General features: G+C 30.3%; 27 protein-coding genes. 5 read left to right on the forward strand and 22 right to left on the reverse strand.

The genetic code is table 11. The features are described 5' to 3' along the window. Window positions 1-54: 54 nt before the first annotated feature. The 9 genes from DUT90_RS07505 to DUT90_RS07545 form a co-directional block, all read right to left on the reverse strand. Window positions 55-3,018, reverse strand: a complete 2,964-nt coding sequence (locus tag DUT90_RS07505; RefSeq protein ID WP_114426545.1) for a pitrilysin family protein — start codon at window positions 3,016-3,018, stop codon at window positions 55-57. A gap of 103 nt (window positions 3,019-3,121) precedes the next feature. After that, on the reverse strand, window positions 3,122-3,994 hold the full coding sequence (gene sucD / locus DUT90_RS07510) for a succinate--CoA ligase subunit alpha (RefSeq protein WP_114426546.1): 873 nt from the start codon (window positions 3,992-3,994) through the stop codon (window positions 3,122-3,124). A gap of 104 nt (window positions 3,995-4,098) precedes the next feature. Continuing rightward, window positions 4,099-5,028, reverse strand: a complete 930-nt coding sequence (locus DUT90_RS07515; RefSeq protein ID WP_114426547.1) for a UDP-3-O-(3-hydroxymyristoyl)glucosamine N-acyltransferase — start codon at window positions 5,026-5,028, stop codon at window positions 4,099-4,101. A 1-nt stretch (window position 5,029) separates the two neighbouring features. Continuing rightward, window positions 5,030-5,800 carry a class I SAM-dependent methyltransferase gene (locus tag DUT90_RS07520; RefSeq protein ID WP_114426548.1) on the reverse strand — a complete coding sequence of 257 codons (771 nt, stop codon included), beginning with the start codon at window positions 5,798-5,800 and terminating at the stop codon, window positions 5,030-5,032. A 6-nt stretch (window positions 5,801-5,806) separates the two neighbouring features. After that, on the reverse strand, window positions 5,807-6,373 hold the full coding sequence (gene efp, locus DUT90_RS07525) for an elongation factor P (RefSeq protein ID WP_114426549.1): 567 nt from the start codon (window positions 6,371-6,373) through the stop codon (window positions 5,807-5,809). Between the two features lie 8 nt (window positions 6,374-6,381). Continuing rightward, the gene (lpxA, locus tag DUT90_RS07530; RefSeq protein WP_114426550.1) at window positions 6,382-7,167 is read right to left on the reverse strand and encodes an acyl-ACP--UDP-N-acetylglucosamine O-acyltransferase; all 786 of its coding nucleotides are present in this window, start codon (window positions 7,165-7,167) and stop codon (window positions 6,382-6,384) included. Window positions 7,168-7,169: 2 nt separating this feature from the next. Beyond that, complete coding sequence (locus DUT90_RS07535; protein ID WP_114426551.1) at window positions 7,170-8,561, reverse strand: bifunctional UDP-3-O-[3-hydroxymyristoyl] N-acetylglucosamine deacetylase/3-hydroxyacyl-ACP dehydratase; 1,392 nt, start codon at window positions 8,559-8,561, stop codon at window positions 7,170-7,172. Next, window positions 8,554-9,597, reverse strand: a complete 1,044-nt coding sequence (gene lpxD / locus DUT90_RS07540; protein WP_114426552.1) for a UDP-3-O-(3-hydroxymyristoyl)glucosamine N-acyltransferase — start codon at window positions 9,595-9,597, stop codon at window positions 8,554-8,556. The genes DUT90_RS07535 and lpxD overlap by 8 nt, the downstream gene beginning before the upstream one ends. Before the next feature lie 45 nt (window positions 9,598-9,642). Then, window positions 9,643-10,866, reverse strand: a complete 1,224-nt coding sequence (locus tag DUT90_RS07545; RefSeq protein WP_181858159.1) for an HD domain-containing protein — start codon at window positions 10,864-10,866, stop codon at window positions 9,643-9,645. Window positions 10,867-11,003: 137 nt separating this feature from the next. Here DUT90_RS07545 and DUT90_RS07550 point away from each other — a divergent pair, with 137 nt between their 5' ends. Then, window positions 11,004-12,551 (forward strand): response regulator, encoded by a 1,548-nt coding sequence (locus DUT90_RS07550; RefSeq protein WP_114426554.1) that lies wholly within the window; start codon window positions 11,004-11,006, stop codon window positions 12,549-12,551. A gap of 377 nt (window positions 12,552-12,928) precedes the next feature. On the opposite strand, the gene DUT90_RS07555 is transcribed toward DUT90_RS07550, so the two are convergent. Both DUT90_RS07555 and DUT90_RS07560 read right to left on the reverse strand, forming a co-directional pair. Beyond that, on the reverse strand, window positions 12,929-14,575 hold the full coding sequence (locus DUT90_RS07555) for a hypothetical protein (RefSeq protein WP_114426555.1): 1,647 nt from the start codon (window positions 14,573-14,575) through the stop codon (window positions 12,929-12,931). An 11-nt stretch (window positions 14,576-14,586) separates the two neighbouring features. Further along, window positions 14,587-15,291: a hypothetical protein gene (locus DUT90_RS07560; protein ID WP_114426556.1), complete on the reverse strand. Its 705-nt coding sequence runs from the start codon at window positions 15,289-15,291 to the stop codon at window positions 14,587-14,589. 394 nt (window positions 15,292-15,685) lie between these two features. On the opposite strand from DUT90_RS07560, the gene tsaE reads away from it, so the two are divergent. From tsaE to DUT90_RS07575, 3 genes are all read left to right on the forward strand, one after another. Beyond that, entirely contained in the window at window positions 15,686-16,090 is a 405-nt protein-coding gene (gene tsaE, locus DUT90_RS07565) for a tRNA (adenosine(37)-N6)-threonylcarbamoyltransferase complex ATPase subunit type 1 TsaE (protein WP_114426557.1), read from the forward strand. 10 nt (window positions 16,091-16,100) lie between these two features. Further along, complete coding sequence (locus DUT90_RS07570) at window positions 16,101-17,297, forward strand: alanine dehydrogenase (RefSeq protein ID WP_114426558.1); 1,197 nt, start codon at window positions 16,101-16,103, stop codon at window positions 17,295-17,297. A gap of 92 nt (window positions 17,298-17,389) precedes the next feature. Further along, complete coding sequence (locus tag DUT90_RS07575) at window positions 17,390-17,758, forward strand: DUF4258 domain-containing protein (protein ID WP_114426559.1); 369 nt, start codon at window positions 17,390-17,392, stop codon at window positions 17,756-17,758. Between the two features lie 20 nt (window positions 17,759-17,778). Here the strand turns inward: DUT90_RS07575 and DUT90_RS07580 are convergent, their stop codons facing one another. After that, complete coding sequence (locus DUT90_RS07580) at window positions 17,779-18,372, reverse strand: YdeI family protein (RefSeq protein ID WP_114426560.1); 594 nt, start codon at window positions 18,370-18,372, stop codon at window positions 17,779-17,781. Further along, window positions 18,362-19,042, reverse strand: coding sequence for an RNA methyltransferase (locus tag DUT90_RS07585; RefSeq protein WP_114426561.1), 681 nt, complete (start codon window positions 19,040-19,042; stop codon window positions 18,362-18,364). The genes DUT90_RS07580 and DUT90_RS07585 overlap by 11 nt, the downstream gene beginning before the upstream one ends. Before the next feature lie 166 nt (window positions 19,043-19,208). Here DUT90_RS07585 and DUT90_RS07590 point away from each other — a divergent pair, with 166 nt between their 5' ends. Then, window positions 19,209-19,904 carry an NAD-dependent deacylase gene (locus tag DUT90_RS07590; RefSeq protein WP_114426562.1) on the forward strand — a complete coding sequence of 232 codons (696 nt, stop codon included), beginning with the start codon at window positions 19,209-19,211 and terminating at the stop codon, window positions 19,902-19,904. A gap of 151 nt (window positions 19,905-20,055) precedes the next feature. Here DUT90_RS07590 and DUT90_RS07595 read toward each other — a convergent pair whose 3' ends face one another. From DUT90_RS07595 to DUT90_RS07635, 9 genes are all read right to left on the reverse strand, one after another. Next, a complete protein-coding gene (locus DUT90_RS07595) occupies window positions 20,056-20,523 on the reverse strand; it encodes a DUF6495 family protein (protein ID WP_114426563.1) in 468 nt (155 codons plus the stop codon). A 97-nt stretch (window positions 20,524-20,620) separates the two neighbouring features. Continuing rightward, window positions 20,621-21,067 carry a 50S ribosomal protein L9 gene (gene rplI, locus DUT90_RS07600; RefSeq protein ID WP_114426564.1) on the reverse strand — a complete coding sequence of 149 codons (447 nt, stop codon included), beginning with the start codon at window positions 21,065-21,067 and terminating at the stop codon, window positions 20,621-20,623. Between the two features lie 14 nt (window positions 21,068-21,081). Continuing rightward, window positions 21,082-21,378 carry a 30S ribosomal protein S18 gene (gene rpsR / locus DUT90_RS07605; protein ID WP_015480245.1) on the reverse strand — a complete coding sequence of 99 codons (297 nt, stop codon included), beginning with the start codon at window positions 21,376-21,378 and terminating at the stop codon, window positions 21,082-21,084. Between the two features lie 3 nt (window positions 21,379-21,381). Continuing rightward, a complete protein-coding gene (rpsF, locus tag DUT90_RS07610; RefSeq protein ID WP_114426565.1) occupies window positions 21,382-21,720 on the reverse strand; it encodes a 30S ribosomal protein S6 in 339 nt (112 codons plus the stop codon). Window positions 21,721-21,809: 89 nt separating this feature from the next. Next, complete coding sequence (gene ald / locus DUT90_RS07615) at window positions 21,810-22,898, reverse strand: alanine dehydrogenase (RefSeq protein WP_114426566.1); 1,089 nt, start codon at window positions 22,896-22,898, stop codon at window positions 21,810-21,812. 163 nt (window positions 22,899-23,061) lie between these two features. Next, the gene (locus tag DUT90_RS07620; protein ID WP_114426567.1) at window positions 23,062-24,180 is read right to left on the reverse strand and encodes a hypothetical protein; all 1,119 of its coding nucleotides are present in this window, start codon (window positions 24,178-24,180) and stop codon (window positions 23,062-23,064) included. 64 nt (window positions 24,181-24,244) lie between these two features. Further along, window positions 24,245-25,057: a hypothetical protein gene (locus tag DUT90_RS07625; protein WP_114426568.1), complete on the reverse strand. Its 813-nt coding sequence runs from the start codon at window positions 25,055-25,057 to the stop codon at window positions 24,245-24,247. Then, on the reverse strand, window positions 25,044-25,601 hold the full coding sequence (locus DUT90_RS07630; RefSeq protein ID WP_114426569.1) for an RNA polymerase sigma factor: 558 nt from the start codon (window positions 25,599-25,601) through the stop codon (window positions 25,044-25,046). Before DUT90_RS07630 ends, DUT90_RS07625 begins: the two co-directional genes overlap by 14 nt. Window positions 25,602-25,797: 196 nt before the next feature. After that, window positions 25,798-26,910 (reverse strand): efflux RND transporter periplasmic adaptor subunit, encoded by a 1,113-nt coding sequence (locus DUT90_RS07635; RefSeq protein ID WP_114426570.1) that lies wholly within the window; start codon window positions 26,908-26,910, stop codon window positions 25,798-25,800.

The following is a 26,910-nucleotide window of genomic DNA, read 5'->3' on the forward strand; positions in this document are numbered from 1 at the left end:
TCGTAAAACATGAATTTGCCTTACGAGTTTGTAATTTTTTATTGGGGTGTAGTTTTATAATTTAACTTCTTTTTTATCTATATAATTAAAAAGATAATCTATTTCTAACTCTTTTATATTACCTAGTTTTTGTAGAGATTTTACATCTAAATCTTTTTTGTTACCAATAACCATTACATTATAACTTTCTCCTTTAATATTTTTATTAAAAAAGTCTTTTAAATCTTCTATAGTCATTTCTTTAATGGTATTGTACATTGCCTCTCTATTGTCATTGTCAATTCCTAATTTTTTCAATCTCTCATAAGTCCAAAAAATATTAGATTTTGTAATTCTTTGTGCCGCTAATTTTTTTAAAGTTGCTTCTTTAGCAGCAATAAATTGTTTTTCTGCTTCTGGCATATCATTCATCAACTCCATCATAGCGTCTACAGCTTGCTCTAATTTATTAGCTTGAGTACCAACATATGCCATTACATAGTTAGGAGAATCTTTTTTTGAAGCATTGCTATAAGAGGCAAATGCAGAATATGCTAGCGATTTAGATTCTCTAATTTCTTGAAATACAATAGAAGACAATCCACTACCAAAATAAGTATTAAATAAGGTTGATGCTGCTATATTTTCTGCTTTAAAAGGAGCACCTTTTGCTAAAAACAGCATTTCTGTTTGTACCATGTCATAATTGGTAAAGAAAACATTGCCACCAGTTTCAGATTCTTTATATTCTTTTGCTACAGGGTAATCTTTTAACTCTCCATATAATGTATGATGTGTATTTAATGATGCAACTGCATTATCTATATCTTTTCCGTAATAAAAAACGCGTTGTTTGTAGTTTTTCATGTCTTTGATTAAAGCCACTAATTCTTCTGGATTAATAGCTTTTAATTCATCTACTTGCATGATATCTCTTAAGGGAGAATCTTCTCCATACTTTCCATAACTCATCAATCCATTCCAAAGAATATTACCTTTTTGGGTCTTTCCGTTTTGACGACCTTTGTAAATTTTTTCTTCATAGTTATCATATGCCTCTTTATCTGCTTTGGCATTGTCCCATAAATGCTCTAACAATTGTAGTCCTTTTGGTAAATTTTCTTTTAAACCGTTTATGCCCACGTAGGTCTTGTCTCTTGCAGCACTTACATAATAAGAAATACCTAATTTGTAAAATTCTTTTTTCAGCTCTTCATTAGTATATGTATCTGTACCAATATATTCTAAATAACCTGCTGCTAAAGACAATTTCTTGTCGTTATCACTACCCATATCAAAAATAATATTCATATCAAACAAGTCATTTTTCTCATTCAATACATAAGAAACCTTAATTCCGTTAGCTGTGGTAGTTTCTTTAATTGCAGTTTTATAATCTACAAATTTAGGTTGTAAAGGTTTAGATTCTGTGTTGTTAAATTCTTTCAAATAATCAGAACTCTTATCTCTATTTAAATTTACGGGTGTAATACCAGGGTTGGCAACTTTAACAATTGTTTTATCTTCTCCTTTTCTCTTATAAGTTACAACATAATTGTCTTTGTAAAAATCATTGGCAAAAGCTACTAACTCCTCTTTGGTTACTTTCTTTAAATTGTCTAAAAATTGTACTCTTTCTGACCAATCTTGCTGATAAATAAACGCATTTACATACGTATCTGCTAGTGCAGAATTGTTTTCATACTGTCTTGTTTGACTCAATTTTAAGTCGTTTACAACAGCTTCAATCATCCACTCTTCAAATTCTCCCTTTTTTAATTTTTCTATTTGTTCTAGTAACAAGTCTTTAACTTCATCTAAAGTTTGCCCTGATTTTGGACTTCCTGTAAAAGAATGATATCCATAATCATTTAAAAAAGTTGGAGAACAGCCTGCATTTTGAACCAGCTGTTTTTGATTTAAATTTAAGTCGATGATACCTGCGTTACCATTTGCCATAATCATATCTGCCAAACTTACCATTTTTTCATCATTTGTGTTTACACCTTCAGATCTAAAAGCTATAGAAATTGATTCTGATGTAGGGCCAAAAACTTCTTTAACAACAGGAGACGTTATAGGTTTTTCTTTTGGTAAAATAGGGTGTGTTAAAGCCTTCTTTTTAAACTTTCCAAAAGTTTCGTTTACTTTTTTGATGGTAGGTTCAAATTCAAAATCACCAACTAAAATGACAGCCATATTGTTAGGTACATAATATTTGTTAAAATAATTATGAATGTCTACCATTGATGGGTTTTTTAAATGTGCTGCAGTACCTATAGTTGTTTGTTGCCCATAAGGATGATTTGGAAACAAACCGTCTAACATTGCAGCGTAACGTTTTCTAAAATCATTATCTTGACCTCTATTGAATTCCTCAAAAACAGCTTCCAATTCTGTGTGAAATAAACGTAACACCAAAGTTCCGAAACGTTCTGATTCCAAATTGATCCACTTGCCCAACTCATTAGCAGGAATTTTATTGGTGTATACTGTTTGCTCAAACCATGTATACGCATTTGTACCTGTAGCTCCTAAAGAAGCCGTCATTTTATCATATTCATTAGCTACAGAATAATTAGAAGCTTCTAAAGAAATTTTATCTATTTCTTTATAAATCGCTAATTTCTTTGCAGGATCTTTTTCTGCCCTATGATCTTCATATAATTTCGTAATTTGGTCTAAATATTCTTTTTCTTTTTCCCAATTTATGGTACCTACTTTATGAGTTCCTTTAAATACCATGTGCTCTAAATAATGAGCTAGACCTGTAGACTCTACAGGATCATAATTAGACCCTGCTCTAACAGCAATGTAGGTTTGTATTTTTGGTTCGTCTGCATTTTGACTTAAATACACCTTAAGACCATTTTCTAAGGTATATAAACGTAATCCTGTAGGATCATTTTTTACGATCTCATAAGTTAGCCCATTAGTGTCTTTCTGAGAGATTGTCTCATAACTCTTTTTTTGGTCTGTTTTACAACTTACTATGCTAACTAAAATAAAGCTATACAACAACAATTTAATTTTTTTCATATTTTAAAATTTGGGTTGATATAAAAAATCCGTTGAATTTACAAATTCAACGGATTTTTGTAGTATAAATTGTTAAAATTTAACTTTAATTTATTATATATGTTTAATTTAAAACAGAAGCAACCATTTCTCCAATCTTAGCAGGAGAACTTACTACGTGTACTCCATTTTCTGCCAAAATTTTCATTTTTGCTTGTGCTGTATCATCAGCACCTCCAACAATAGCACCTGCGTGTCCCATTGTTCTTCCTGCTGGTGCAGTTTGTCCTGCAATAAAACCAACAACTGGCTTTCTGTTTCCGTCTGCTTTAATCCATTGTGCAGCTTCTGCTTCTAAATTACCTCCAATTTCACCAATCATAACAATGGCTTCTGTTTCATCATCATTCATTAGCAACTCTACAGCTTCTTTTGTAGTTGTTCCAATAATTGGATCACCACCAATACCAATAGCTGTTGTAATTCCAAAACCTTGTTTTACAACTTGGTCTGCTGCTTCATAAGTTAATGTTCCTGACTTAGAAACGATACCTACTTTTCCTTTCTTGAAGATAAAACCTGGCATAATACCAACCTTAGCTTCATCTGGAGTAATTACTCCTGGACAGTTAGGTCCTACTAAAGTACAGTCTTTATCGTCTATATATGCTTTTACTTTAACCATATCTGCTGTAGGAATACCTTCTGTTATACAGATGATTACTTTAATGCCTGCATCAGCAGATTCCATAACAGCGTCTGCAGCAAATGCTGGTGGTACAAAAATAATAGAAGTGTCTGCTCCTACTTTTTCTACGGCTTCAACTACAGTATTAAAAACAGGTTTTCCTAAATGTTCTTGACCTCCTTTACCTGGTGTAACACCTCCTACAACATTGGTTCCATAATCAATCATTTGACCTGCATGAAAAGTTCCTTCACTACCTGTAAAACCTTGTACTATTATTTTTGAATCTTTATTTACTAAAACGCTCATTTGGTATGGTATTTAATTTGTTGTGCAAAAATAGTTTTTTGTTCGCTTTTCTGAAAAGAAAAACTGATAATTATATGCTTAAAAAGTTTATAAAAAGTTAAAATTTAGGCTTGATTTTTTCTTTCTTTTAAAAAGCGTTTTATTTCTGCAAGTTCTTTTAATTTTTCTCTAGATTCTGATATGGGCGTACCAAAATAACTTTTGCCTCCAACAACAGATTTTGTAACCCCTGTTTGCCCTAAAATTATAGCCCCTTTTCCTATAGTGATACCACTATTTGTTCCTACTTGTCCCCAAATAGTAACTTCATCTTCAATCACAACACAACCTGCAATTCCTGTTTGAGAAGCAATTAGACATTTTTTACCAATAACAGTATCATGCCCTACATGAACTTGGTTGTCTATTTTAGTACCTTCTTCTATGGTAGTATCTCCTGTAACTCCTTTATCAATAGTACATGAAGCCCCCAAGTCTACATTGTTTTTTATAACAACTCTTCCTCCAGAAATCAGTTTATCAAATCCTGTTAGTCTGTTTTTGTAATAGAAAGCATCTGCACCTAAAACAGTATTCGCATGTATAGTTACATAATCTCCTATGACAGTGTTGTCATAAATAGTAACATTAGGATGAATAATACAGTTTTTACCAATTTTTACATTATTACCTATAAATACATTTGGTTGAATTATAGTGTTCATTCCGATAACAGCAGATTCGGAAATACTTACTTTAGAAGCAATAAATGGATTGAAATGTTGTGTGATTTTATTAAAATCTCTAAAAGGATCATCAGAAATTAATAACGATTTTCCTTTTGGACAAAGCACTTTTTTATTTATTAAGATAGTAGTTGCTGCAGAATTTAAAGCTTTATCATAATATTTTGGATGATCTACAAAAACAATATCTCCTTCTTCTACAACATGAATTTCATTAATACCTGAAATAGTAAAGTTTTTATCACCTATAAAATCAGTATCAATAAGTGTGGCTATTTGTGCTAAAGTTTGAGGTACCTTAAATTTCATATTATTTTTTATTGCTTCCGTATATGATAACTCTAGCAAACAAAACATAAAGAAAAGGTATTTTAGAGAAAAAAACATCAAGTTTATACCCTAACTTATTAATCCAATTGTCATAATTTTTATCCCCAAAAATTTTTAGTGATATAAAACCGAATGCTACCGTAAAGAAATCGAAAAAATAATGGTCAAAAGTAAATTTTTGACGTATAATTTTAAAGTCTTCACTTATCAAAGCATGCTCATCTGGAGTTCTCTCTTGAGGATTCATTTTTCGATAAATCTTGTATAATGGATTCATATTTAAAGGTTCTAAAAATACAACAGTCCCTCCAGGTTTTAATACCCTATGAATGTGTCCAACAGATTTTTCAATATCTAAATGATGTAAAATAGCTCCTCCAAATACCACATCAAAAGAATTGTCTTTAAACGTTAATGCATTGGCATCCATCAAATGATGATGAACAGGAAAAGATTGCTTTTCTGCATGTTTTTTTCCGTTTTCTAATTCTACTTCTGAAATATTGATACAAGTTAAACTCTTTGGTTTTGTTTCTTCTGTAAACCAAGCTGCCCAAGTGTACGAACCAATTTCTAAAACATCTTTGCCATTAAAATCTTTGAGAAGTTTACTTAAAATCTTTTTTTCTCTTTTGTATGAATAAAAAAAAGCATGTCTTCTAAGTTTTTTAATCTTAGTTCTATCAAGTTTACCTTCGTTCCAGTAATCTTTTTCTGTCTGATTAATTTCTTCTCTAGTTTTAGTTGTCATTAGAAATTATTCTTTGATACGTTCTTGATAGCTTCCTTTGGTAGTTTCTATTTTTATTTTGTCTCCTTCATTTATAAATAAAGGTACATTTACTGTTGCTCCTGTTTCTACAGTTGCAGGCTTTGTAGCATTGGTTGCTGTATTTCCTTTTACTCCTGGTTCTGTATGTGTAACTTCTAAAATAACACTTGCTGGCATTTCTACTGAAAGCGGCATATCATCTTCTGAGTTGATGATTATCGTTACAATCTCTCCTTCTTTCATAAGTTCTGGCGTGTCTAGTGCCGCTTTTTGCAATTGAATTTGAGAATAGTCTTGCTGATTCATAAAATGATAGGTATCTCCATCATTATACAAATATTGAAACTTATGGGTTTCTACTCTTACATCGTCAATTTTTCTTCCTGCCGGAAAAGTATTGTCTACCACTTTACCGTTGGTAACACTCTTTAATTTTGTTCTCACAAAAGCAGGACCTTTACCTGGTTTTACGTGTAAAAATTCTACAATTTTGTATATGTCATTGTTGTATCTAAGACACAATCCGTTTCTAATATCTGATGTTGTTGCCATGGTCTGTTTTAGTTTGCTTTATAATATCCTTTCATAATTCCTCTATGCGAATCTTTGATAAACTGAATGATTTCATCACGTTCTGGAGTTGCTTCCATTTCAGCTTCTATAATCTCTATTGCTTGCGAATTATTATAATTTTTTTGAAATAGTATTCTAAATATATTTTGTATTTCTCTTATTTTTTCAGTTGTAAATCCTCTTCTTCTCAATCCTACAGAGTTGATACCTACGTAAGACAAAGGTTCTCTTGCTGCTTTTACATATGGGGGTACATCTTTTCTAACTAAAGATCCTCCAGTTACAAAAGCATGATTACCTACAGATGCAAATTGATGTACAGCAACCATACCTGCCAACACCACATTGTCTCCAATAGTAACATGACCCGCTAATGTAGTATTGTTAGAAAAAATACAATTGTTACCTATAATACAATCGTGCGCTACATGACAATATGCCATAATTAAACAATTGTCTCCAATTTTGGTAATCATTCTATCTGATGTTCCTCTATTGATGGTAACACATTCTCTTATGGTAACGTTGTCTCCAATTTCTACGGTAGTTTCTTCGTCATTAAATTTTAAATCTTGAGGAATTGCTGAAATTACCGATCCTGGAAAAATTCTACAATTTTTTCCGATAGTAGCACCTTCCATAATAGTTACGTTAGACCCTATCCAAGTTCCAGAACCAATTGTTACATTATTATGAATAGTTGTAAAGGGCTCTATAACTACGTTTCTTGCAATTTTAGCTTGGGGGTGCACGTAGGCTAATGGTTGATTCATAACTACTTAATTTTAGATATTTGTGCCATTAGTTCTGCTTCAGCAACCAATTTACCATTTGCATAAGCATAAGCTTGCATATGGCATATTCCTCTACGTATTGGAGTAATTAATTCTGCTTTAAAAATTATGGTATCTCCTGGTAAAACTTTTTGTTTGAATTTAACATTGTCCATCTTCATGAAATATGTCAAATAGTTTTCTGGATCTGGAACGGTACTTAACACCAAAACACCACCACATTGCGCCATAGCTTCTACTTGTAGAACTCCTGGCATTACTGGAGATCCTGGAAAGTGCCCTACAAAAAAACCCTCATTCATGGTTACGTTTTTCATACCAACCACATGCCTATCAGAAAGTTCTAATATACGGTCAATTAATAAAAATGGGGGTCTGTGAGGTAAAATGTCCATAATTTGATGAATATCCATTAACGGAGTTTCATTTAAATCATATTGCGGAACATTATTTCTCTTTTCTTGTTTTATAATTTTGGCTAGTTTTTTAGCAAAATTAGTGTTTATTAAATGTCCAGGTTTATTTGCTATTACCTTTCCTCTAATTCTTGTACCTACCAAGGCTAAATCTCCAACTACATCTAATAATTTATGTCTTGCAGCTTCATTAGCCCAATGAAGATTTAAGTTATCTAAAATTCCGTTTGGCTGCACTGTAATGTCATCTCTTTTAAAGGCTACTTTTAACTTTTCCATAGTACTTTCAGACAATTCTTTGTCTACATATACTATGGCATTATTTAAATCTCCTCCTTTAATCAAATCATTTTCTAAAAGCATTTCAATTTCGTGTAAGAAACTGAATGTTCTGGCTGCTGCAATTTCTTTCTTAAAATCAGAAATGGTCTCTAAATTGGCATTTTGAGTTCCTAAAATTTTTGTTCCAAAATCTACCATAGCAGTAACCTGATATTCATCAGACGGCATTAAAATAATTTCACTACCTGTAGCTTCATCTTTATAAGAGATAATTTCTTTTACAACATATTCATTAATATCAGCATCTTGTTCTTGAATGCCTGCTTTTTCTAATGCTTCTACAAAGTACTTTGAAGAGCCGTCCATAATTGGAGGTTCAGAAGCATCTATTTCTATTAATAAATTATCAATATCTAAACCAACTGCTGCTGCTAAAACGTGTTCTGAAGTCTGTATTTGAACTCCGTTTTTCTCTAAATTAGTTCCTCTTTGTGTATTTACTACGTATTCTGCTTTGGCTTCAATTGTGGGTGCCCCTTCTAAATCTACTCTACTAAACGCAAAACCATGATTAATTGGAGCTGGTTTTAACGTCATATTTACAGTGTTACCTGTATGTATGCCTACACCAGATAACGTAATTTCTTTTTGTATTGTTTTCTGTTTTTTACTCATTTATGGTTGATTTTTGAGCTTTTACTTCCTTTTCTATATTGTTTAGTGTTGCAGCTATCTTAGGTAAGTTTCTAAAATGAACATAACTTTTATTAAAATCTGAATATCCAAAAGCAGGTGTGCCTTGAACAACATCACCATCTTTCAAATTTTTAGAAATACCAGATTGTGCTTGTATTTTTACATTATTACCAATAACAATATGACCAACGATACCTACTTGACCGCCAATCATACAATTTTCTCCAATTTTTGTAGAACCAGCAATTCCTGTTTGGGCAGCAATAACAGTATTTTTACCTACTTCTACGTTATGAGCTATTTGTATTTGATTATCTAACTTAACTCCCTGCCTTATAATGGTTGAACCCAATGTTGCTCTATCAATGGTTGATGAAGATCCTATATCTACAAAGTCTTCAATAATTACATTTCCTATTTGAGGAATAGCTTTATATTCTCCTTTATCATTAGGAGCAAAACCAAATCCGTCAGAACCTATAATAGCTCCTGAATGAATCTTACAATGATTACCAATTTGAGTTTCTGAATAAATTTTTACACCAGAAAAAATTATACAATCATCACCAATAGTTACATTATCACCAATGTATGAATTGGGATAAATTTTTACATTATCGCCTACCACTACATTATTGCCTATATATGAAAATGCACCAAGGTAGATATTATCACCTATTTTAGCTGATTCAGAAATAAAATTAGGTTGTTCTTTACCTACTTTGTTATTCTTTACTTGATTGTAAAACTCCAGTAATTTAGAAAATGCCTTGTAAGCATTTTCTACCTTTATAAGTGTAGTGCTGACTTCTTTTTCTGGCTCAAAAGATTGATTAACAATAGCTATAGAAGCATTTGTGGTATATAAATACGGATTGTATTTAGGATTAGATAAAAAGGTTAAAGAACCCTTCTCTCCTTCTTCTATTTTGGATAGTTTAGAAACTTCTTCATCAGGATTTCCTACAACATTGCCCTCTAAAATATCCGCTATTTGTTGCGCTGTAAATTTCATTAAAAGCAAAAGTATAAAATTAAAAGTGATTTGACTAATCTCAGCTTATTTTGGGTAACAAATAAAATACTTTAAAACAGGATTTGTTAATGCTTGTAAATTCAGTTGGTCTGATGCTTCTGCAATATCTTTTAGTTTTCCTTTCTTATTTAAAATTAATATGGGTTTGTTTAAATTATATGCTTGATTTATAATTGTATCTGTAAATACAAAATATTTGCTCTCTGTAGGCGTAAGATTTAAACGTTTACTAGCTTTTAAAATTTTCTTTTTTAAATCTTTAACCAGAAATGTTTTTTTTTGAATTTCTACCCGTAAAAGCTTTCTGTCTACTATCATTTTAGAAAGTAAAGACAATACTTTGTCGTTATGATTTGTCCATTCTTTTATAGATAAGAGAATGTCATAATCATCTAATTTAGAAAACATTTCTAATGTATTTTCGTTAAAATTAGATTTTGATATTTTGTGAGATAAAAAATAGGTTAACGCTTTACTTGCAAATAGTTGTTCACCTTTTTCTGTCAATTCTTTAGCTCTTCTTAAAACATTAACCAACATATTTTCTGCAACTAAACCTGTCTTGTGCAGATAAACTTGCCAATACATTAACCTTCTGGCTATTAAAAACTTTTCTACAGAATATATTCCTTTTTGCTCTATAACAAGTTCGTCATTAATTACATTCATCATAGTTATTAAACGCTCTGATGAGATGTTTCCTTCATAAACACCAGTATAAAAACTATCTCTTCTTAAATAATCTAAACGATCAATATCTAACTGACTTGAAATAAGTTGACATAAAAACTTACGCTCATTTTTGCCTTCAAAAATTTGTATAGCAAGCGATAATTTGCCTTTAAATTCGTCGTTTAATTTTTTCATAAATTGTAAAGAAATTTCTTCATGAGATATTCCATCAACAATACTATGCTCTAAAGCATGTGAAAATGCTCCATGACCAATATCATGTAGTAAAATGGCAATATATAACGCATTTTCTTCATCTTTTGAAATAGCAACCCCTTTAAAACGCAATACCTGAACGGCTTTTTGCATTAAATGAATACAACCAATAGCGTGATGAAAACGGGTGTGATTTGCCCCAGGATATACTAAATTAGAAAACCCCATTTGAGTAATTCTTCTTAATCGTTGAAAATAAGGATGTTCTATAATGTCAAAGATTAAAGAATTCGGAATTTGAATAAATCCGTATATAGGATCATTTAAGATTTTGAGTTTATTCGGTTTTTTTTTCTTCAAAAGAGGTGTTTTATCAATCTAATGCAAAATACGATATCCTTGATAAAATTGGCAATATTTTATCAATATAAAACTTTTAAAACTATAACAAATATGTATTTTTAGCGTTAAAGATTTAAATTTTATAACGTATAAATATGAGCAAAATTCACATTCTTTGGGTTGATGATGAGATTGAATTGTTAAAACCACACATTTTATTTTTAAAACGTAAAAATTATGAGGTAACAACCTGTACTAACGGTGCAGATGCAATTGATTTGGTAGATGAACAGAATTTTGATATTGTTTTTTTAGATGAAAACATGCCAGGTCTAACCGGTTTAGATACTCTTTCTGAAATAAAACAGAAACAAGCTAATTTACCTGTGGTAATGATTACTAAAAGTGAAGAGGAATATATTATGGAAGAAGCAATTGGCTCTAAAATTGCTGATTACTTAATAAAACCTGTAAATCCTAGTCAAATTTTGCTGAGTTTAAAAAAGAACTTAGATCATTCGCGTTTGGTTTCTGAAAAAACAACTTCTAACTATCAGCAAGAGTTTCGAAAAATTTCTATGGATTTGGCTATGGTAAATTCTTATGAAGATTGGATAGAGCTGTACAAAAAACTAATTCATTGGGAGTTAGAATTAGAAAACATTAGCGATCCTGGAATGTTAGGAATTTTAGAAAGTCAGAAACAAGAAGCAAATAGTCAGTTTTTTAAGTTTATAAAAAAAAATTACGAAGATTATTTAACAGCACATGACAAGCCTACATTTTCTCATACTTTGTTTAAAGATTATATAGTATCAGAATTAAATGAAAATCAAGGTGTTTTATGGGTTGTAATTGATAATTTAAGATACGATCAATATCGAATTTTAGAACCACTAATTAATAATCATTACAAAAAAGAAGAAGAGTATTCTTATTTTTCAATTCTTCCTACAGCAACACAATATGCTAGAAATGCTATTTTTTCTGGATTGATGCCTTCTGAAATGGAAAAACGTCATCCTAATTTTTGGAAGAATGATATAGATGAAGGGGGTAAAAATTTATTTGAAAACGAGTTTTTATCTGCTCAAATAAAGCGTTTAGGATTAGATATAAAGCACGAATACTATAAAATATCATCTTTAAAAAGCGGTAAAGAATTAGCAGACAATTTTAATGGCACCAAACAAAACGATTTAACTGCTGTTGTGTATAATTTTGTTGACATTCTTTCTCATTCTAAAACGGAAATGGAAGTGATTAAAGAATTGGCTGGTGATGACAAAGCTTACAGAAGTTTAACATTAAGTTGGTTTAAAAATTCGCCATTGTTTGAAATTATTCAAAAAGCACAACAAATGGGTCAAAAATTAATTATTACAACAGATCACGGAACCATTAATAGCAAACACCCAACTAAAGTAATTGGCGATAAAAATATTAGTGCAAATTTACGTTATAAAACAGGTAGAAGTTTGTCTTACGAGGAGAAAGATGTCTATGCAGTAAGAAACCCTAAAGATATCTTTTTACCCACTGTAGCTATGAATGCTCCTTTTATATTTGCTAAAGAAGATTTATTTTTTGCCTACCCTAATAACTTTAACCATTTTGTAAAGTATTACAAAAACACCTATCAACATGGAGGTGTTTCTTTAGAAGAAATGATAATACCTTGTGTTGTATATAGTCCTAAGTAACGTGAGTTAGATATATCTTTTCTATTATACTTATATTATTTGTCTGAAAATTAGATGATTGTAATTTCAAACATTGCTAAAATTTAAATATATTTAAATTGAAAGTAACTTAAGAAGTAAAAGTGTAGTTGAGAAATCTCATATCTATAGTAAGATTTCTCCATTTCAGTCGAAATTACATCCGTTTTGTACAATAAAAATAGTAATTACCTAATAAACAATGTTTTTTATACCGAACTCGCGTTAAGTAATTGTCAGTTAAAATAGAGATAAAAAAGGCGAATTATGTAAACATAATTCGCCTAAGATTAAATTCAAACTCTAATAATGAATATTAAAGATTTTTAGAACAAAAAATAAAAAAACATTTTTTAAAATTATAAACTATTACATAGTTCTGCAGGAATATCAAAATTTTCAATATTAATAGTGTTAGATGTAAATGTATAATTGTGTTTATATTCTACACCTTTATAATATGTTTTAAATTCATACTCTCTGTTTAAGAACACGTTATATATAGTTACTCTACCACTACGAATATAGCCTGCATAACGCCAATAAGTGTATGTTCTACCTCTATATGTATAGTCTGTTTTCATATATAGGTATGAAGATGGCTTTATAATGTTACCATCACAATTTCCAGAAAAATTAATATTAACATTAACTGGCTGAGGTGGTAAACTACTTCTAAACTCTTCTAAATTTATAGTAATTTGATTAGAGTCACATCCATTAAATGTATTTGATCTGTAAATTTCGTTTCCTTTATTATATCTAGATGTTCCATCATATACAACAAATTGTAAATTTGCATTAGGTGTTCTGTAATACCCAAAACTTCTACCATTAAAAAAGTTCTGTACTCTATTAGATTTATAACTTACACTTTGGTTAGTTCCTGCAAAAACTAATGCTGTAACTAGTCTATAACCTGAAGAAGAACTAACTCCTGGAGCAACTACATTAACATCAAATCGTCTTCTACTAGTACAACCTCTTGCCCAATAATCTAAATTATACCAAGATAAATGCGTTGTTGTACAAACTGTAAATAACTGACCATCTTCTTCCTCTACGGTAGTGTCACAATGATATTTCCATTTACCATCGTCTTTACTATAAGACCAAACAGGTAATATATCTCCTTTTTTGATTTTCTCACCTGTATTTGGATTTACAACTTCACTATCAACATCCATTTTTATAGTTATTGGTTCTGAAAATTCTTTAACCTCTGTATTACCAACAAACATGTCTATAGAAGTGAAACCAGCAGTAGAAAATGATCCTTCTGTATCAATTTCACCATTTTCTAACTCTATAGCTGCAGGAGAAAAACCACCAGGAAAAGAGTTTAAACTCTCATCATCTTGACTTCCAAAGTTTACTACTCTAACTTTTAAATCTCCAGCTCCTTTTATTAGGTTACCATTAGCATCTTTAAATTCTGTTCCACTAGCAATAGTAACTTCTGTAGCTTCATTATCTCCTGAATTATCAGTTGCTACAACAAAGTCTTCTTCTAATGTTCCGTTATTTAAAGATTTATCATCTTCCATTAAATTAATGCCATCTGCAGTGTCATTAATATTAACCATATTTGCAGCTATAGTAACTAAAGTGTCATTTTCATTAATATTTACAGGAATTGTAGTTGTCAAATAATCATCACCACTTACTTTTACTACAAAGTTTATGTTTTCACCTGCATTTGCAGGATTTACTGCCAATTGAAGTACTCCATCTACTACTGGAAAATTGGTTTTAGAACCTCCATCTGAAACTATTTTACCAGCATCATCTCCTAGTAATTCTATTTCTACTTTGCCAGTACCATCTAAATTTGTAGGGTTTGTAGGGTCAAAAATAGTTATTGTCGCATTTTTCTGAAATACAGCAGTATCAATTGCTACTGTAAAGTCTTTTAAAGGATTCTCGCAAGAAATTACTGCAATAAATGTTATTGTACATATTGCAATTACTGAGAGCCATTTTTTGTATGTATTATTTTTTTTCATAAAAGTTATTTTTAAAAGCTGTAAGCAAGTCTTAGTTTTATATTAGGAATGAATTTAAAACTTTCAAATCCATCTTGAATTGTATCTCTATTTTCTTCTTCTGTAGGTGTTAACAAACGAGTAGCAGTTAAGGTTACATCTGGTGTGTTTGCATAGTATGTTCCTATTTCTAAAGCCAAACCTAATCTTCTTTTAGGAACTGCTCTTCCAAATCCAAAGCCAACATAAGGTGCAAAGGTTCCTGACCAATCTGCGTTTAAAGTTAAATCTCCAAAATCTTCTTTAGTTAAAGTAATGTCTCCAATTTGTTGCTCTTCGTCAAAAGTGATGTTTCCTGTAACCAGTAAGTCTGTAATATATCCAGCTCCAAAAACCAATTTAAATGACGATTTTTTGAAAGGAAGATATTCAATAAAGAAATCTATACCAGAATAATCTACATTAGCAATAATATCTGTGTTTTGCCCATCAATTTCAAAATCTTGAATTTCGTAATTTTCTACACTTAAAGTATTGTATCCTATTCTAAGGGAAAAGTGTTGGTTTAAAACTCTAGCATATTCAAAACCATATCCTGGAATACCTCCAGAAACAGCTAATGCATTTTTTCGTGTTTTTTTGATTTCTTCTTTTTCTGGTATTTCTGTACTCTCTTGCGCTGTTGCTATCGAAATACAAAATAGACAACAAAGAAATAAGTAAATGTTTTTTCTCATACTTAAAGTTTTTAGGTTAGTTTTTTTCTTGTTACAAAGGTTTAAAAATTTGTTAAAATAATTAGTAGGGGTTTTCCCCCTATTTTCAAAAAAGCCTTTGTTTTAAATAAGAATTATGAATTGAGTAAAAAACAACTTCATGAAAACTTTTATTTTATGAGATTTTCATATTACATCATTAAATATTATGCTAATTCTATATTCTCACACAAAATAAGTTAACTAAAACTCAATTTTCATATCTAAAAGTTAAGGTTTTTTTGAATATTACAAATATTAAAAGTTGACTTCGGATATACATACCTATAAATGGGTAATTTGTAATTTCAATTAATTTTATTTAAAAAATATACTTTTACAAAAAAATAGAATTGTATTTTATTACTTTTAACTTATGAATAAAACATATTCTTTAGAGGATTTAGATTTAATTTCAAAAGAAGTAATTACTTCAACGAAAAATAAAACCCTTTTATTTTATGGTGAAATGGGTGTGGGTAAAACGACTTTAATCAAAGAAATTTGCAAACAACTAGGAGTTTTAGATAATATCTCCTCACCTACTTTTTCTTTGGTGAATGAATATCAAACAACTACTGAAGCTAAAGTTTTTCATTTTGACTTTTATAGGATTGAAGATGAAAATGAAGCTTTGGATATGGGGATTGAAGAATATTTTTATCAAAATACTTGGTGTTTGGTGGAATGGCCAGAAAATATTGAAAATTTACTACCTTTAGATGCTGTTAAAATTGAATTGAAGGTGTTAGAAAACGGACAGCGTTACATTCAACTATAAACCATAAACTATGAGTTCATTTTCTCCTTTTAGTAAAGAAGAATTAATTCCGAAACCAGAAAAATTAGAAGTTAAAAGACAAAGAGGAGAGTTATTTATAGGCTTGCCTAAAGAAACTTATTTAGGCGAAAAACGTGTTTGTTTAACACCAGATGCAGTATCTGCATTGTGTACTCACGGACACAGAATTGTTATTGAAACAGGTGCAGGAGAGAATGCTAATTTTTCTGACAACGAATATTCTGAAGCTGGCGCAAAAATATCTTACGACGTAGAAGAAGCTTTTAAGTGCAACATCGTGCTAAAAGTAGCTCCTCCTACAGAACAAGAAATAGGATACATAAATCCGCAGGCAATATTAATTTCTTCTCTTCAATTAAAAACCCAAGACAAAAAATATTTTGAAAGTCTTGCAAAAAAGCGCATAACGGCTGTTGCTTTTGATTATATAAAAGATGAACATGACACCTACCCCGTTGTAAAATCTCTAAGCGAAATTGCAGGTACAGCATCTGTATTAATCGCAGCAGAATTAATGAGTGGTACTAATAAAGGTAATGGTTTATTACTAGGTAATATTGGTGGCGTACCTCCTTCTAGCGTTGTTATTTTTGGCGCTGGTACAGTTGGAGAATATGCTGCAAAAACAGCTATAGGATTAGGTTCTAGAGTAAAGGTGTTTGACAACTCTATAACTAAATTAAGAAAATTACAAGATGCTTTGTCTGCACCAATTTACACATCTACATTACAACCTAAATCAGTTGCTAAAGCTTTGATGAGATGCGATGTTGCTATTGGAGCTATTAGAGGTAAAAACAGATCGCCAATTTGTGGTACAGAACAAATGGTAGAAAAAATGAAAGAAGGTGCTGTAATTATAGATGTGAGTATTGATAGAGGTGGTTGTTTTGAAACTTCTAATATAACCACACACACAACACCAACTTTTATCAAACATGGTGTAGTACACTATTGCGTGCCAAATATACCAGCCCGTTATGCAAGAACTGCTTCTTTGTCTATAAGTAATATATTTACACCTTATTTATTAAATATTGCAGAAGAAGGTGGATTTGAAAACGCTGCTAGATTTGATAAAAGCTTACGAAACGGAATGTATTTTTATCATGGAATCTTAACCAACAGAACTGTTGCAGATTGGTTTGATTTGCCCTTTAGAGATATCAATTTATTGATTTTATAGGATAATTTCTTCTAACCTAGTAAGCAACTTATTACTTAAATAATTTAAATTTCGCTTTTTTAAATTGTAAATTTGCATTTCAAAATTTTACGATGTTAATTAAACGAGTTGGTTACTATTTAGTAGGCTTATCTATAGGTTCTATAGCTGTGTTTTTCTTTTGGCAAAAAAAAGAGGCAACTTTTGATTATGGTATGGATGCCAGAACACTTAAAACCATAAGGGTTAGAAAGCGTTTATTTTCTGAAACAGCTAAAAAATCTATGCAGCAATTTCACATAGATACGCTAAAAATTTCTACTATTTTATATAATGGTGATGTTGATTTTAGTAAAGGTAATCCTAGACAAAAACCTTGTGCAGAGTATTATGTTACTGGAAAAAAGGAGTTAAAAAATGTTAGTTTATTGGTAAAACGTTGTGACTCTACTGCCACTGTAGAAAAAATTATTGTCGATTAACTTAGATAAACAACTCTTAATTAACCATTTTTATACTTATCATTCAGTCCTATTTTATTTAAAATTAGAGGAACAATTTTTTCTAGTCTAGATTGTTTTGTAGCTAACCTTTTAGCAGATGAAATGTAATTGCAAAACTCTCTTTGTTTAGACAAACTAAAATCATTAAAGTTTGATTGTAACTGTTCGTTTTTACAAAATTCAGAATGTAATTCTTCAGGAATAACTATTGGTTTGGTATTTCTTACAGCTTTTATTTCTTTACCAGCAACCGCATTTTCTATAGCTTCTAAAATGTACTGTTTCACCAATTCTATATCTACATCATTTATAGACGTAAAACGCATTTGACGCATTCCTTTTGTTTTATCTTTTTGCGCATTGATTAAAATATTGGCTTCATCCTTTAAAAAACAACCATGATGAAACCACAATCCGCAATAAGTTTTAAAAGCAGACAACCCTAAAATATTTTTATTTTTATAGATATATGCTGGCATACCCCACTTGACATCTTCTACCAAGGGCAATGTTAACAAAACATTGCGAAGAAGCGTAAGAAGCTCTTCCCATTCTTTTTTAGATGCAATATAATCAGTTACTTTAGCGTTCATTTTTTTTATTTTGATGATAATGCTCCTCTATCTTATCTACATTTTTAATGGTTTTTTTAACCCAATTAAAATACAATACTTCTTTTTCTTTTTCTGATAATTGCCATTCAATATTAGAATTTCTTAACTTGGTAGTAACGTCCTGCAAAATAATGGCTGCTGCTACAGATATATTTAAGCTCTCTGTAAAACCTACCATAGGTATTTTTAAAAAACCATCTGCGTTTTGAATAACATAATCAGAAACACCCTCTGCTTCTACTCCAAATACAAAAGCAGATTTTTTAGTGATATCAAAATCTTGTAACAAACACGAATTGTTGTGCGGGGTTGTCGCTATGATTTGATATCCGCTATTCTTCAAATGGTCTAAACATTCTACAGTATTATTAGCATCCTCTTGATAGCGTTTTATGTTTAACCATTTTTGAGAACCCTTTGCCACATGTCTAGATACTTTATTGGTATATTTATTTTCTATTGCGTGCAAGTCTTGTACACCAAAAATATCACAAGTTCTTACTACTGCACTTGCATTATGTGCTTGATAAATATCTTCTAAAACCACTGTAAAATGTCTTGTTCTTTGACTTAAAACGTTTGTAAAGGTTTCTTTTCTTTTGTCTGTTAAATACCCCTCCAAATATTTGAGTAAATCTTTATCTATCATTGTACAAACATAAAAAATTATTAATTTTACTTAGCGTATATTTAGGTGAAATCAGAGTTAATAGCAACAACTCTTATTCTAGCTACTTACTTTTTGTATTTCCACCACACAACACAATCGAATACAAGTATTCTATTAAAGTACAAAATATAGTATTTTTACAATTATGAAAAAAATTGTGATTTTAACTGGTGCAGGAATTTCTGCTGAAAGCGGAATTAAAACATTTAGAGATGCTGATGGTTTGTGGGAAGGACATGATGTGATGGAAGTAGCTTCTCTAGAAGGTTTTGCAAACAATCCTGAATTGGTACTCGATTTTTACAACCAAAGACGCAGACAACTTTTAACGGTTTCGCCTAATAAAGCACATGTTAATTTGGTTGAGTTAGAACAGGATTTTGATGTACAGATTATTACTCAAAATGTAGATGATTTACATGAAAGAGCAGGAAGTAAACAAGTGTTGCATTTACACGGAGAATTGCTAAAAGTAAAAAGCACCGTTGATGACAACTTGGTTTTAGACTGGAAAGAAGATTTGGTTTTGGGTGATGTTTGCCCAGAAGGAAATCAATTACGACCTGATATTGTTTGGTTTGGCGAAATGGTGCCCATGTTAGAAAATGCAGTTGACATTGTTGCACAAGCGGATATTTTAGTAATTATAGGAACATCTATGCAAGTTTATCCTGCAGCAAGTTTAATAGATTATGTTCCTGAGAATACACCTATTTATTTTATAGATCCAAAACCTGCTGTAAATAAAAGTCAATTTGAAAATTTAACAATTATAGAAGATGTTGCGAGTGCAGGAACGGATAAATTGATTGACCTTTTAAATAATGTTAATGTAATATGATGTATAGTATGTGCATTTTTTAAATAGCTAAGAGTTTGTTGACACCTAAATGCTAACAAACTGGTTTAGCCCTGATTGAAGCATTTGTTTGAGCTCTTTTTGTTTTTACAAAAAAGCGAGTGCGTAAAGCAGGAAATGGCTTCTAAAAAAATTAAGAAATCAACTGATTAAAATATTCAAAAATTTCTCCTTTAGAAATACTACTCCCTTTTTCTATCAAATCAAAAATTTCTATATTTCTTTCTGTGTTGTAGGGTTTAGAACCTCTAAAAATTTCTACGGAATTGTCCATAGGATTTTGCATTAACCACTCAAATCCTTTTTGCTCTAACAAATTTATATCCCAAGTAACTTTAATGGCAATTCTATGAATTTCGTCTTTGTCACATTTAAAAAGATTTGCAGAAGTTTTAGAAAAATGCTCTACATAGTTGGTTTTTTGTAACACATCATCCCAAACAACATCAGAAAACACGTTCATTTCTTCTTCTGCTACATGTGGTTTTTCTTTTTTTATTTGATTCCACTCATTAACATCTATGCTTTGAGATGCTAAGAAACGTGCAAATTCTTGGTGTAAACTTTCAAATTGTTCTTTGGTAAGCTGTCTATATTTCATAGGTTTTTAAACGCTTAAAATTTATTGTTTTTTTGAGTTGACAAAAATAAAAAAGCTCGTTATTTCTAACGAGCTTTTTTATTTTATAAATGTAATGTTATTCTGCAACTACATCAAAAGTAATATCTACTACTACCTCTCTGTGTAATCTTACAGATGCATCATATTTACCTAATCTTTTAACAGAACCACCAACAACTTTAATAAACTTCTTGTCTAATTCTGTACCTGCTTTTGCTAATGCAGCAGCTAAATCTATGTTGTTAACAGAACCAAATAATTTGTCTCCTGAACCTGTTTTAGCTGAAATTTTGATTTCGTATCCTTTAATTGTTTCTGCTATTTTGTTAGCATCTTCAATTAATTTAGCTTCTTTGTAAGCACGTTGTTTTAAATTCTCTGCTAAAACTTTTTTTGCAGATGAAGTAGCTAAAACTGCTTGCCCTGTAGGAATTAAAAAGTTTCTACCGTAACCGTTTTTTACAGATACAACATCATCTTTAAATCCTAAATTTTCTATGTCTTGTTTTAATATCAATTCCATGGTCTACCTCTTTATTATTTTAACATATCTCCAACGTAAGGCATTAACGCTAAATGACGCGCTCTTTTAATTGCTTGCGCAACTTTACGTTGATATTTTAATGATGTTCCTGTTAAACGTCTTGGTAAAATTTTACCTTGCTCATTTACTAAATACATTAAGAAGTCTGCATCTTTATAATCAATATACTTGATACCTTTCTTCTTAAATCTACAGTATTTTGCTTCTTTTTTAGTTTCTATATCCAATGGCGTTAAGTATCTAACGTCAGCAGATTTACCACCTTTTGCTTGTTGTTCTATAGATGCCATTTCTTAGTTTTTTGCAGTTTTACGTTCTCTTCTTTTTTCAGCCCAAGCTGCAGCATGTTTGTCTAGTTTTACAGTTAAATAACGCATAATGCTGTCATCTCTTCTAAATTCTAATTCAAACGCAGATATTTCTTCTCCTGCTACTTTGTACTCAAATAAGTGATAAAAACCACTTTTTTTCTTTTGAATTGGGTATGCTAACTTTTTTAAGCCCCAATCTTCTTTGTGGATCATTTCGGCACCTTTAGAAACCAAATAGTCCTGAAACTTTTGTACTGTTTCCTTTATCTGAGTATCAGATAAAACGGGATTCAAAATGAAAACAGTTTCGTAATGATTCATAATTAAATATTTATAATTTATTTTAAGGCTGCAAATATACAAACTTTTATATTATTTTAAAGATAATAACGTAAGTATTTTAATGATATTTAGTTTAGGTTAAAGGCCTCAGTTATTTCTTTATAAACCACTTCTCCTTTTACAATGTTTAATCCTTTTTCTAAGGTACTATCTAAGCTACATGCTTTTTCCCAACCATTTTTAGCCAAATTTAAAATATATGGCAATGTTACGTTTGTTAGTGCAATGGTAGATGTATATGGAACTGCCCCTGGCATATTGGCTACACAATAATGCACTACATCATCTATAATATAGGTTGGATCTTGGTGAGTTGTGGCTTTGGTTGTTTCAAAACAGCCCCCTTGATCTACCGCAACATCTACAATTACAGTACCTGGTCTCATATCTTTTAACATGTCTTTGGTAATAAGTTTTGGTGCTTTACCTCCTTTTACTAGTACACCTCCTATTATCAAATCGTGTGTTTTAATATGCTGTCTAATACTAAATTCACTAGAAAACTCTGTAACAACGTGGTTAGGCAAAACATCGTTTACATAGCGTAAACGTTTCATGTTAATATCCATTATGGTTACATGTGCACCTAAACCTGCAGCCATTTTTGCTGCTTGAACACCAACTACACCTGCTCCTAAAATTAAGACTTTACCAGGTTTTACACCAGGAACACCACCTAACAAAATGCCTCTTCCTCTAATGGGTTTTTCTAAATATTTAGCTCCTTGTTGTATAGACATTCTACCTGCAACTTCAGACATTGGCGTTAGTAATGGTAAAGTACCATCCTTATCTTCTACAGTTTCATAAGCAATACAAATTGCTTTAGATGTAATCATTGCTTTTGTTAGAGTTTCGCTCGATGCAAAATGGAAATAAGTAAACACAATTTGATTTTCTTTTATAAGCGGATATTCTTCTGCTATAGGTTCTTTAACTTTAACAATCATATCACTTATAGCATAGACTTCTTCTATAGTTTCTAAAATTTTTGCTCCAACTTGAATATATTGAGCATCAAAAAATCCACTACCTTCACCAGCAGTGGATTGTATATAAACAGTGTGATTGTTTTTTGTTAATTCAAAAACGCCAGCAGGTGTCATTCCTACTCTACTTTCGTTGTTTTTAATTTCTTTTGGAATTCCAATTATCATAATGCTTAAATTGAGTATTTTAAGCACGTAAATGTAGTTAGTTTGTGTTTAATTTTCAACAAAAATACAAGCAATTGTTATTTTTACAAATCATATAAATAATTAACTAATTTCTTACACTATCTACGATTTTTAGATATAGAATTCATAAAATTGAAAAATATTAGTTTAAATCTAAGCGAATTCCCATAGAAATATTTCTAGTTTCTGTGTCTTTGAATAAAGGATTTAAATCATATTTTACATAAAAACTAGTAGACTTGTAACCTAAGTAGGTACTAATACCATAATTTACAGTATTCATATTGAAATTGTCAAATTGAACTTCTTCAATTCTAGATCCACTGGCGTTTACGTATTCCAAATATTGTCTTGTTCCTAATTTAAAGCCTACAAATCCTCCTATACCTAATCGTACCGATTTATGCGTTCTATCTCTAACAAAGCCATTATTGTACTTTTTGTTTTTAGAAAAATCCCACTCTAAATGTACAGGAAAATTCATTTGTACATGACGTAACCTACTGTCTGATAATTGATTTTGAAAGGTTTGAATTTCTGTTACATTGTTATTTTTTACGTGAATTCTGTTTCCTTCTAAACGTAAATTATTCCATAAAAATGACACTCCATATTTAAGATAAAACTGCGATGCATTTTTAGAAAAACGTGTTTTCCATGTCCAACCTAATTCATAAAAACGAGAGCGCCAAAATTGATATTCAGAGTTATTTAAAGAGTTTAAATCATTGTTATTTAATACATTATTAACTCCCATTGCAAAAACAAACTGAGTTGTAGTTGCTCTTTGTTGTTTGTTTTTTGAACGCCATTTTCTTTTTTTTCGTTCTTCATTTTCTTCTTTATCTCTTCCTGATATGTTAAAATGAAATGTTTTATTCCCTATGGTAAAAGAATTTTCATCATCATTTTCTTGGCTTGTAGAAAGTTCATCTTCCTCAGAACTCGCTATTTTTCCATTTGTCTTATCCTGCACTAACAATTGCAATAAACGTTCTTGTTCTCCTACAAGTTTTTCAATTCTTCTAGCATGGTATGACGCTACTTCTTTTTTTAATTTTTCAGCAGTTACTTCTGTAATTTCTCCTTTTTCTAATTGTTTGTCTATGCCAATTACTTTCATTTTTAAAGAATCTTTTTGGGTTTTAGTTATTTTATCGATTCTTTTAGAAATTTTTGAGACTTCTTTCTCAAAGATTTTTTCTTGAGATAAGGCAATAGTTGTACTAAACAACACTAGTATTAGTAGTATTCTTTTCATGTTTTTAAATTTTAAATTTTTGATTATTAAATAATATTCTGTTTTGTAAGGCAGTAAAAGGTTTTTAATTGTTTCTACTGGCTATAACCGTGGCTATATCTGAAATTTTTGTTTTTAAAGATTTCATAAAATTATTTTGAAAATCTTCTTCTTCAATGGTACGTTCTACTTCTGCAAGAATTGTATTTGGATTGATTTTTAAATCTGATTTTTTCAACTCACTTTTAATCGTTTTTAAAACATCATCTCTACTAAAATTGTATTTTGCATAATATTGTTTTACTTCTTTTGAGGTATGCGTTACCGCATATAATAAATCTTCACCATTAATTTTTATATTACTATTAGGATCTCTTTTTAATAGTTCTTTTTTTATAAAATTCTTACCTTCTGATTTTTCTGATGAGTTAGAAGAAATAATATTTGTACTTTCTTTTTTTACGAGTGCTATTGGTTGTTTTCTGTTTTTTAACAAAACCACATCTATTTTTTTTGATACTACTTTTTCTGTATCAATACCATTAATAGTTTCTTGTTTTGTTTCTATTTGGGTATTTTTAACAATAACTTCTTGAACGGGAATTTCATGAATTAGTCTATCAATTTTTTTATCAATTTCTTGTGTATCTATAGGAGATGTAACTACCTTATCTTTTAAAATCACTTTTTCTGATGTTTTAGAAAAGATTTGAACTCCTAAAGAAACCAACAATAAAATACTTGCTGCGATACCCATATAAAAAAACCAACCTTTTCTTTTCTGAATTGGTTGTTCATCTAATTGTACAGATAAACGTTCCCAAGCAGAGTTTGATGGCTTAAAAGTTCTGTCTTTTAATTTTTCTCTAATGTTATTGTCTAGCTTATTTTGTTTCATGAACTGTTTTATTCATTTTGTAATACTTTTCTTGCAATACTTTTCGTGCTTTATGCAATTGCGATTTTGACGTACTTTCTGAAATTTCTAGTTTTACAGCAATTTCAGAATGTTTGTAACCTTCTATAGCAAATAAATTGAACACTACTTTGTATCCTTCTGGTAATTGGTCTATCAATCTTTGAATATCTTCTACAGTTGTATTTTCTAAACTTTCTGTAGCGGCATCATTAAATACATAATCATCATCAGACAAATCAATCACATTTTTTTTACGGAGGTATGAAATACAGGTGTTTACCATAATTCTACGAATCCAACCTTCAAAACTACCTTCGTTTTTAAATGTATGTAAATTGGTAAAAACCTTTAAAAACCCTTGTAACATTAAATCTTCTGCATGATGTAAATCTTTTACATATTGCCTACATACCCCCAACATTTTAGGAGAATGTTGCTCAAACAATTGCTGTTGCGCCTCTCTATTGTTTGCAACTGCTTTTTTAATGAGCGATTTTTGGTTATGCAATGTGATAATTTTCAAGCCTCTTGATTTGGTTTTTATTGCCTTACAAATATATAGACTACACAAGTTAAGAAAAGGTTGTCTAGAAAATAAAAAAAAGCTCTTTTTATAAAAACAATAGTATTTTTTCTCTAAAAACTTAAGTAGTTTTTAAAAAAAAGAGGAACTCAATATTGAGTTCCTCTTTTTTAAATTTTTAATTACTAAACAATTCTTAGTTTTCCTTTTTCTTATCGTCTTTAGATGCTTTGTTCCAAATTTTTATTTCATCTTCTTCAGCTATTCCTTCTACGACTTCAACATTAATTCCGTCTGATGTTCCTAATTTTAAGGTTTTCTTTTCAAAAGATCCATCTTCTTGTTTAACTTCTACATAAGGTTCTTCTGTTTTTTTATCAAATTTTAATAAAGCTTCTTTAATAGATAAAACACTATCTTTTTTCTCTAAAACAATATCTGCATTAGCACTATAACCTGCTCTAATAAAAAACTTATCATCTAAAGTTACATCTGCCTTAATTGTAAATTGTACAGCCCCATTATCTTCTGTTCCTTTAGGAGCAATAAAATTTAATTTAGCAGGAAACTTTGTGCCTTCAATTGCTCCTATAGAAACATCTATATCTGTCCCTTTTATCAATTTACCTACTTCAGACTCGTCTACTTTTCCTTCAAAAATCATCTTATTCATATCTGCAATTGAAGCAATAGTAGTACCCGCATTAAAGTTGTTAGACTGAATTACTTGATCTCCTTCTTTTACGGGTATTTCTAAAATAGTTCCAGAAATTTGAGCTATAATATTTGTATTTGCAGCACCTCCAGAACCTGCTGAACCTTTTTTAATAATAAGATAATCATTTTCAGCATTTTTAAGGTCTTGTTTCGCTTGGTTGTACGTAAGTTCTATTTGTTCAAACTCTTGTCTAGAAATAACACCTTTATCGTACAATTTCTTATTTCTATTGTACTGAATTTTAGCGTTACTTAGTCTAATTTTAGTATTATCTACTCTACCTTTAGCACTAATTAATGATTGTTCATTTGGTACCACTCTAACAGTAGCTATTAAATCTCCTTTTTTTACCTTAGACCCTTCTAATAATAAAATTTTATCTATAATACCTGTTATTTGAGGCTTAATTTCTATTTCTTCTAAAGGCGTAACTTTACCTGTAGCCACTGTTTTCTTAACAATTGTTGTTCTAAATGCTGTTTCAGTCTCGTATTCTACAATACTTTTCTGATTTTTCTTTCCGAACCAAATTAATGCAGCTATAAATAAAACTGCAATGATAATTAAAATAATTTTTGCTCTTTTGCTCAT

The sequence above is a fragment of the Polaribacter sp. WD7 genome (assembly GCF_003335085.1).
GTDB lineage: Bacteria > Bacteroidota > Bacteroidia > Flavobacteriales > Flavobacteriaceae > Polaribacter.

Excerpts from the sequence above, each read along its gene's own strand:
- efp (WP_114426549.1), bottom strand. The coding sequence starts at position 6,373 with ATGGCAACAACATCAGATATTAGAAACGGATTGTGTCTTAGATACAAC.
- DUT90_RS07620 (WP_114426567.1), bottom strand. The coding sequence starts at position 24,180 with ATGAAAAGAATACTACTAATACTAGTGTTGTTTAGTACAACTATTGCC.
- DUT90_RS07570 (WP_114426558.1), top strand. The coding sequence starts at position 16,101 with ATGAGTTCATTTTCTCCTTTTAGTAAAGAAGAATTAATTCCGAAACCA.
- rplI (WP_114426564.1), bottom strand. The coding sequence starts at position 21,067 with ATGGAATTGATATTAAAACAAGACATAGAAAATTTAGGATTTAAAGAT.
- DUT90_RS07560 (WP_114426556.1), bottom strand. The coding sequence starts at position 15,291 with ATGAGAAAAAACATTTACTTATTTCTTTGTTGTCTATTTTGTATTTCG.
- DUT90_RS07590 (WP_114426562.1), top strand. The coding sequence starts at position 19,209 with ATGAAAAAAATTGTGATTTTAACTGGTGCAGGAATTTCTGCTGAAAGC.
- DUT90_RS07505 (WP_114426545.1), bottom strand. The coding sequence starts at position 3,018 with ATGAAAAAAATTAAATTGTTGTTGTATAGCTTTATTTTAGTTAGCATA.
- DUT90_RS07555 (WP_114426555.1), bottom strand. The coding sequence starts at position 14,575 with ATGAAAAAAAATAATACATACAAAAAATGGCTCTCAGTAATTGCAATA.
- ald (WP_114426566.1), bottom strand. The coding sequence starts at position 22,898 with ATGATAATTGGAATTCCAAAAGAAATTAAAAACAACGAAAGTAGAGTA.
- DUT90_RS07575 (WP_114426559.1), top strand. The coding sequence starts at position 17,390 with ATGTTAATTAAACGAGTTGGTTACTATTTAGTAGGCTTATCTATAGGT.
- lpxD (WP_114426552.1), bottom strand. The coding sequence starts at position 9,597 with ATGAAATTTACAGCGCAACAAATAGCGGATATTTTAGAGGGCAATGTT.
- rpsR (WP_015480245.1), bottom strand. The coding sequence starts at position 21,378 with ATGGCATCTATAGAACAACAAGCAAAAGGTGGTAAATCTGCTGACGTT.
- DUT90_RS07585 (WP_114426561.1), bottom strand. The coding sequence starts at position 19,042 with ATGATAGATAAAGATTTACTCAAATATTTGGAGGGGTATTTAACAGAC.
- DUT90_RS07580 (WP_114426560.1), bottom strand. The coding sequence starts at position 18,372 with ATGAACGCTAAAGTAACTGATTATATTGCATCTAAAAAAGAATGGGAA.
- DUT90_RS07625 (WP_114426568.1), bottom strand. The coding sequence starts at position 25,057 with ATGAAACAAAATAAGCTAGACAATAACATTAGAGAAAAATTAAAAGAC.
- rpsF (WP_114426565.1), bottom strand. The coding sequence starts at position 21,720 with ATGAATCATTACGAAACTGTTTTCATTTTGAATCCCGTTTTATCTGAT.
- DUT90_RS07635 (WP_114426570.1), bottom strand. The coding sequence starts at position 26,910 with ATGAGCAAAAGAGCAAAAATTATTTTAATTATCATTGCAGTTTTATTT.
- sucD (WP_114426546.1), bottom strand. The coding sequence starts at position 3,994 with ATGAGCGTTTTAGTAAATAAAGATTCAAAAATAATAGTACAAGGTTTT.
- lpxA (WP_114426550.1), bottom strand. The coding sequence starts at position 7,167 with ATGAATCAACCATTAGCCTACGTGCACCCCCAAGCTAAAATTGCAAGA.
- tsaE (WP_114426557.1), top strand. The coding sequence starts at position 15,686 with ATGAATAAAACATATTCTTTAGAGGATTTAGATTTAATTTCAAAAGAA.
- DUT90_RS07595 (WP_114426563.1), bottom strand. The coding sequence starts at position 20,523 with ATGAAATATAGACAGCTTACCAAAGAACAATTTGAAAGTTTACACCAA.
- DUT90_RS07550 (WP_114426554.1), top strand. The coding sequence starts at position 11,004 with ATGAGCAAAATTCACATTCTTTGGGTTGATGATGAGATTGAATTGTTA.
- DUT90_RS07515 (WP_114426547.1), bottom strand. The coding sequence starts at position 5,028 with ATGAAATTTAAGGTACCTCAAACTTTAGCACAAATAGCCACACTTATT.
- DUT90_RS07535 (WP_114426551.1), bottom strand. The coding sequence starts at position 8,561 with ATGAGTAAAAAACAGAAAACAATACAAAAAGAAATTACGTTATCTGGT.
- DUT90_RS07520 (WP_114426548.1), bottom strand. The coding sequence starts at position 5,800 with ATGACAACTAAAACTAGAGAAGAAATTAATCAGACAGAAAAAGATTAC.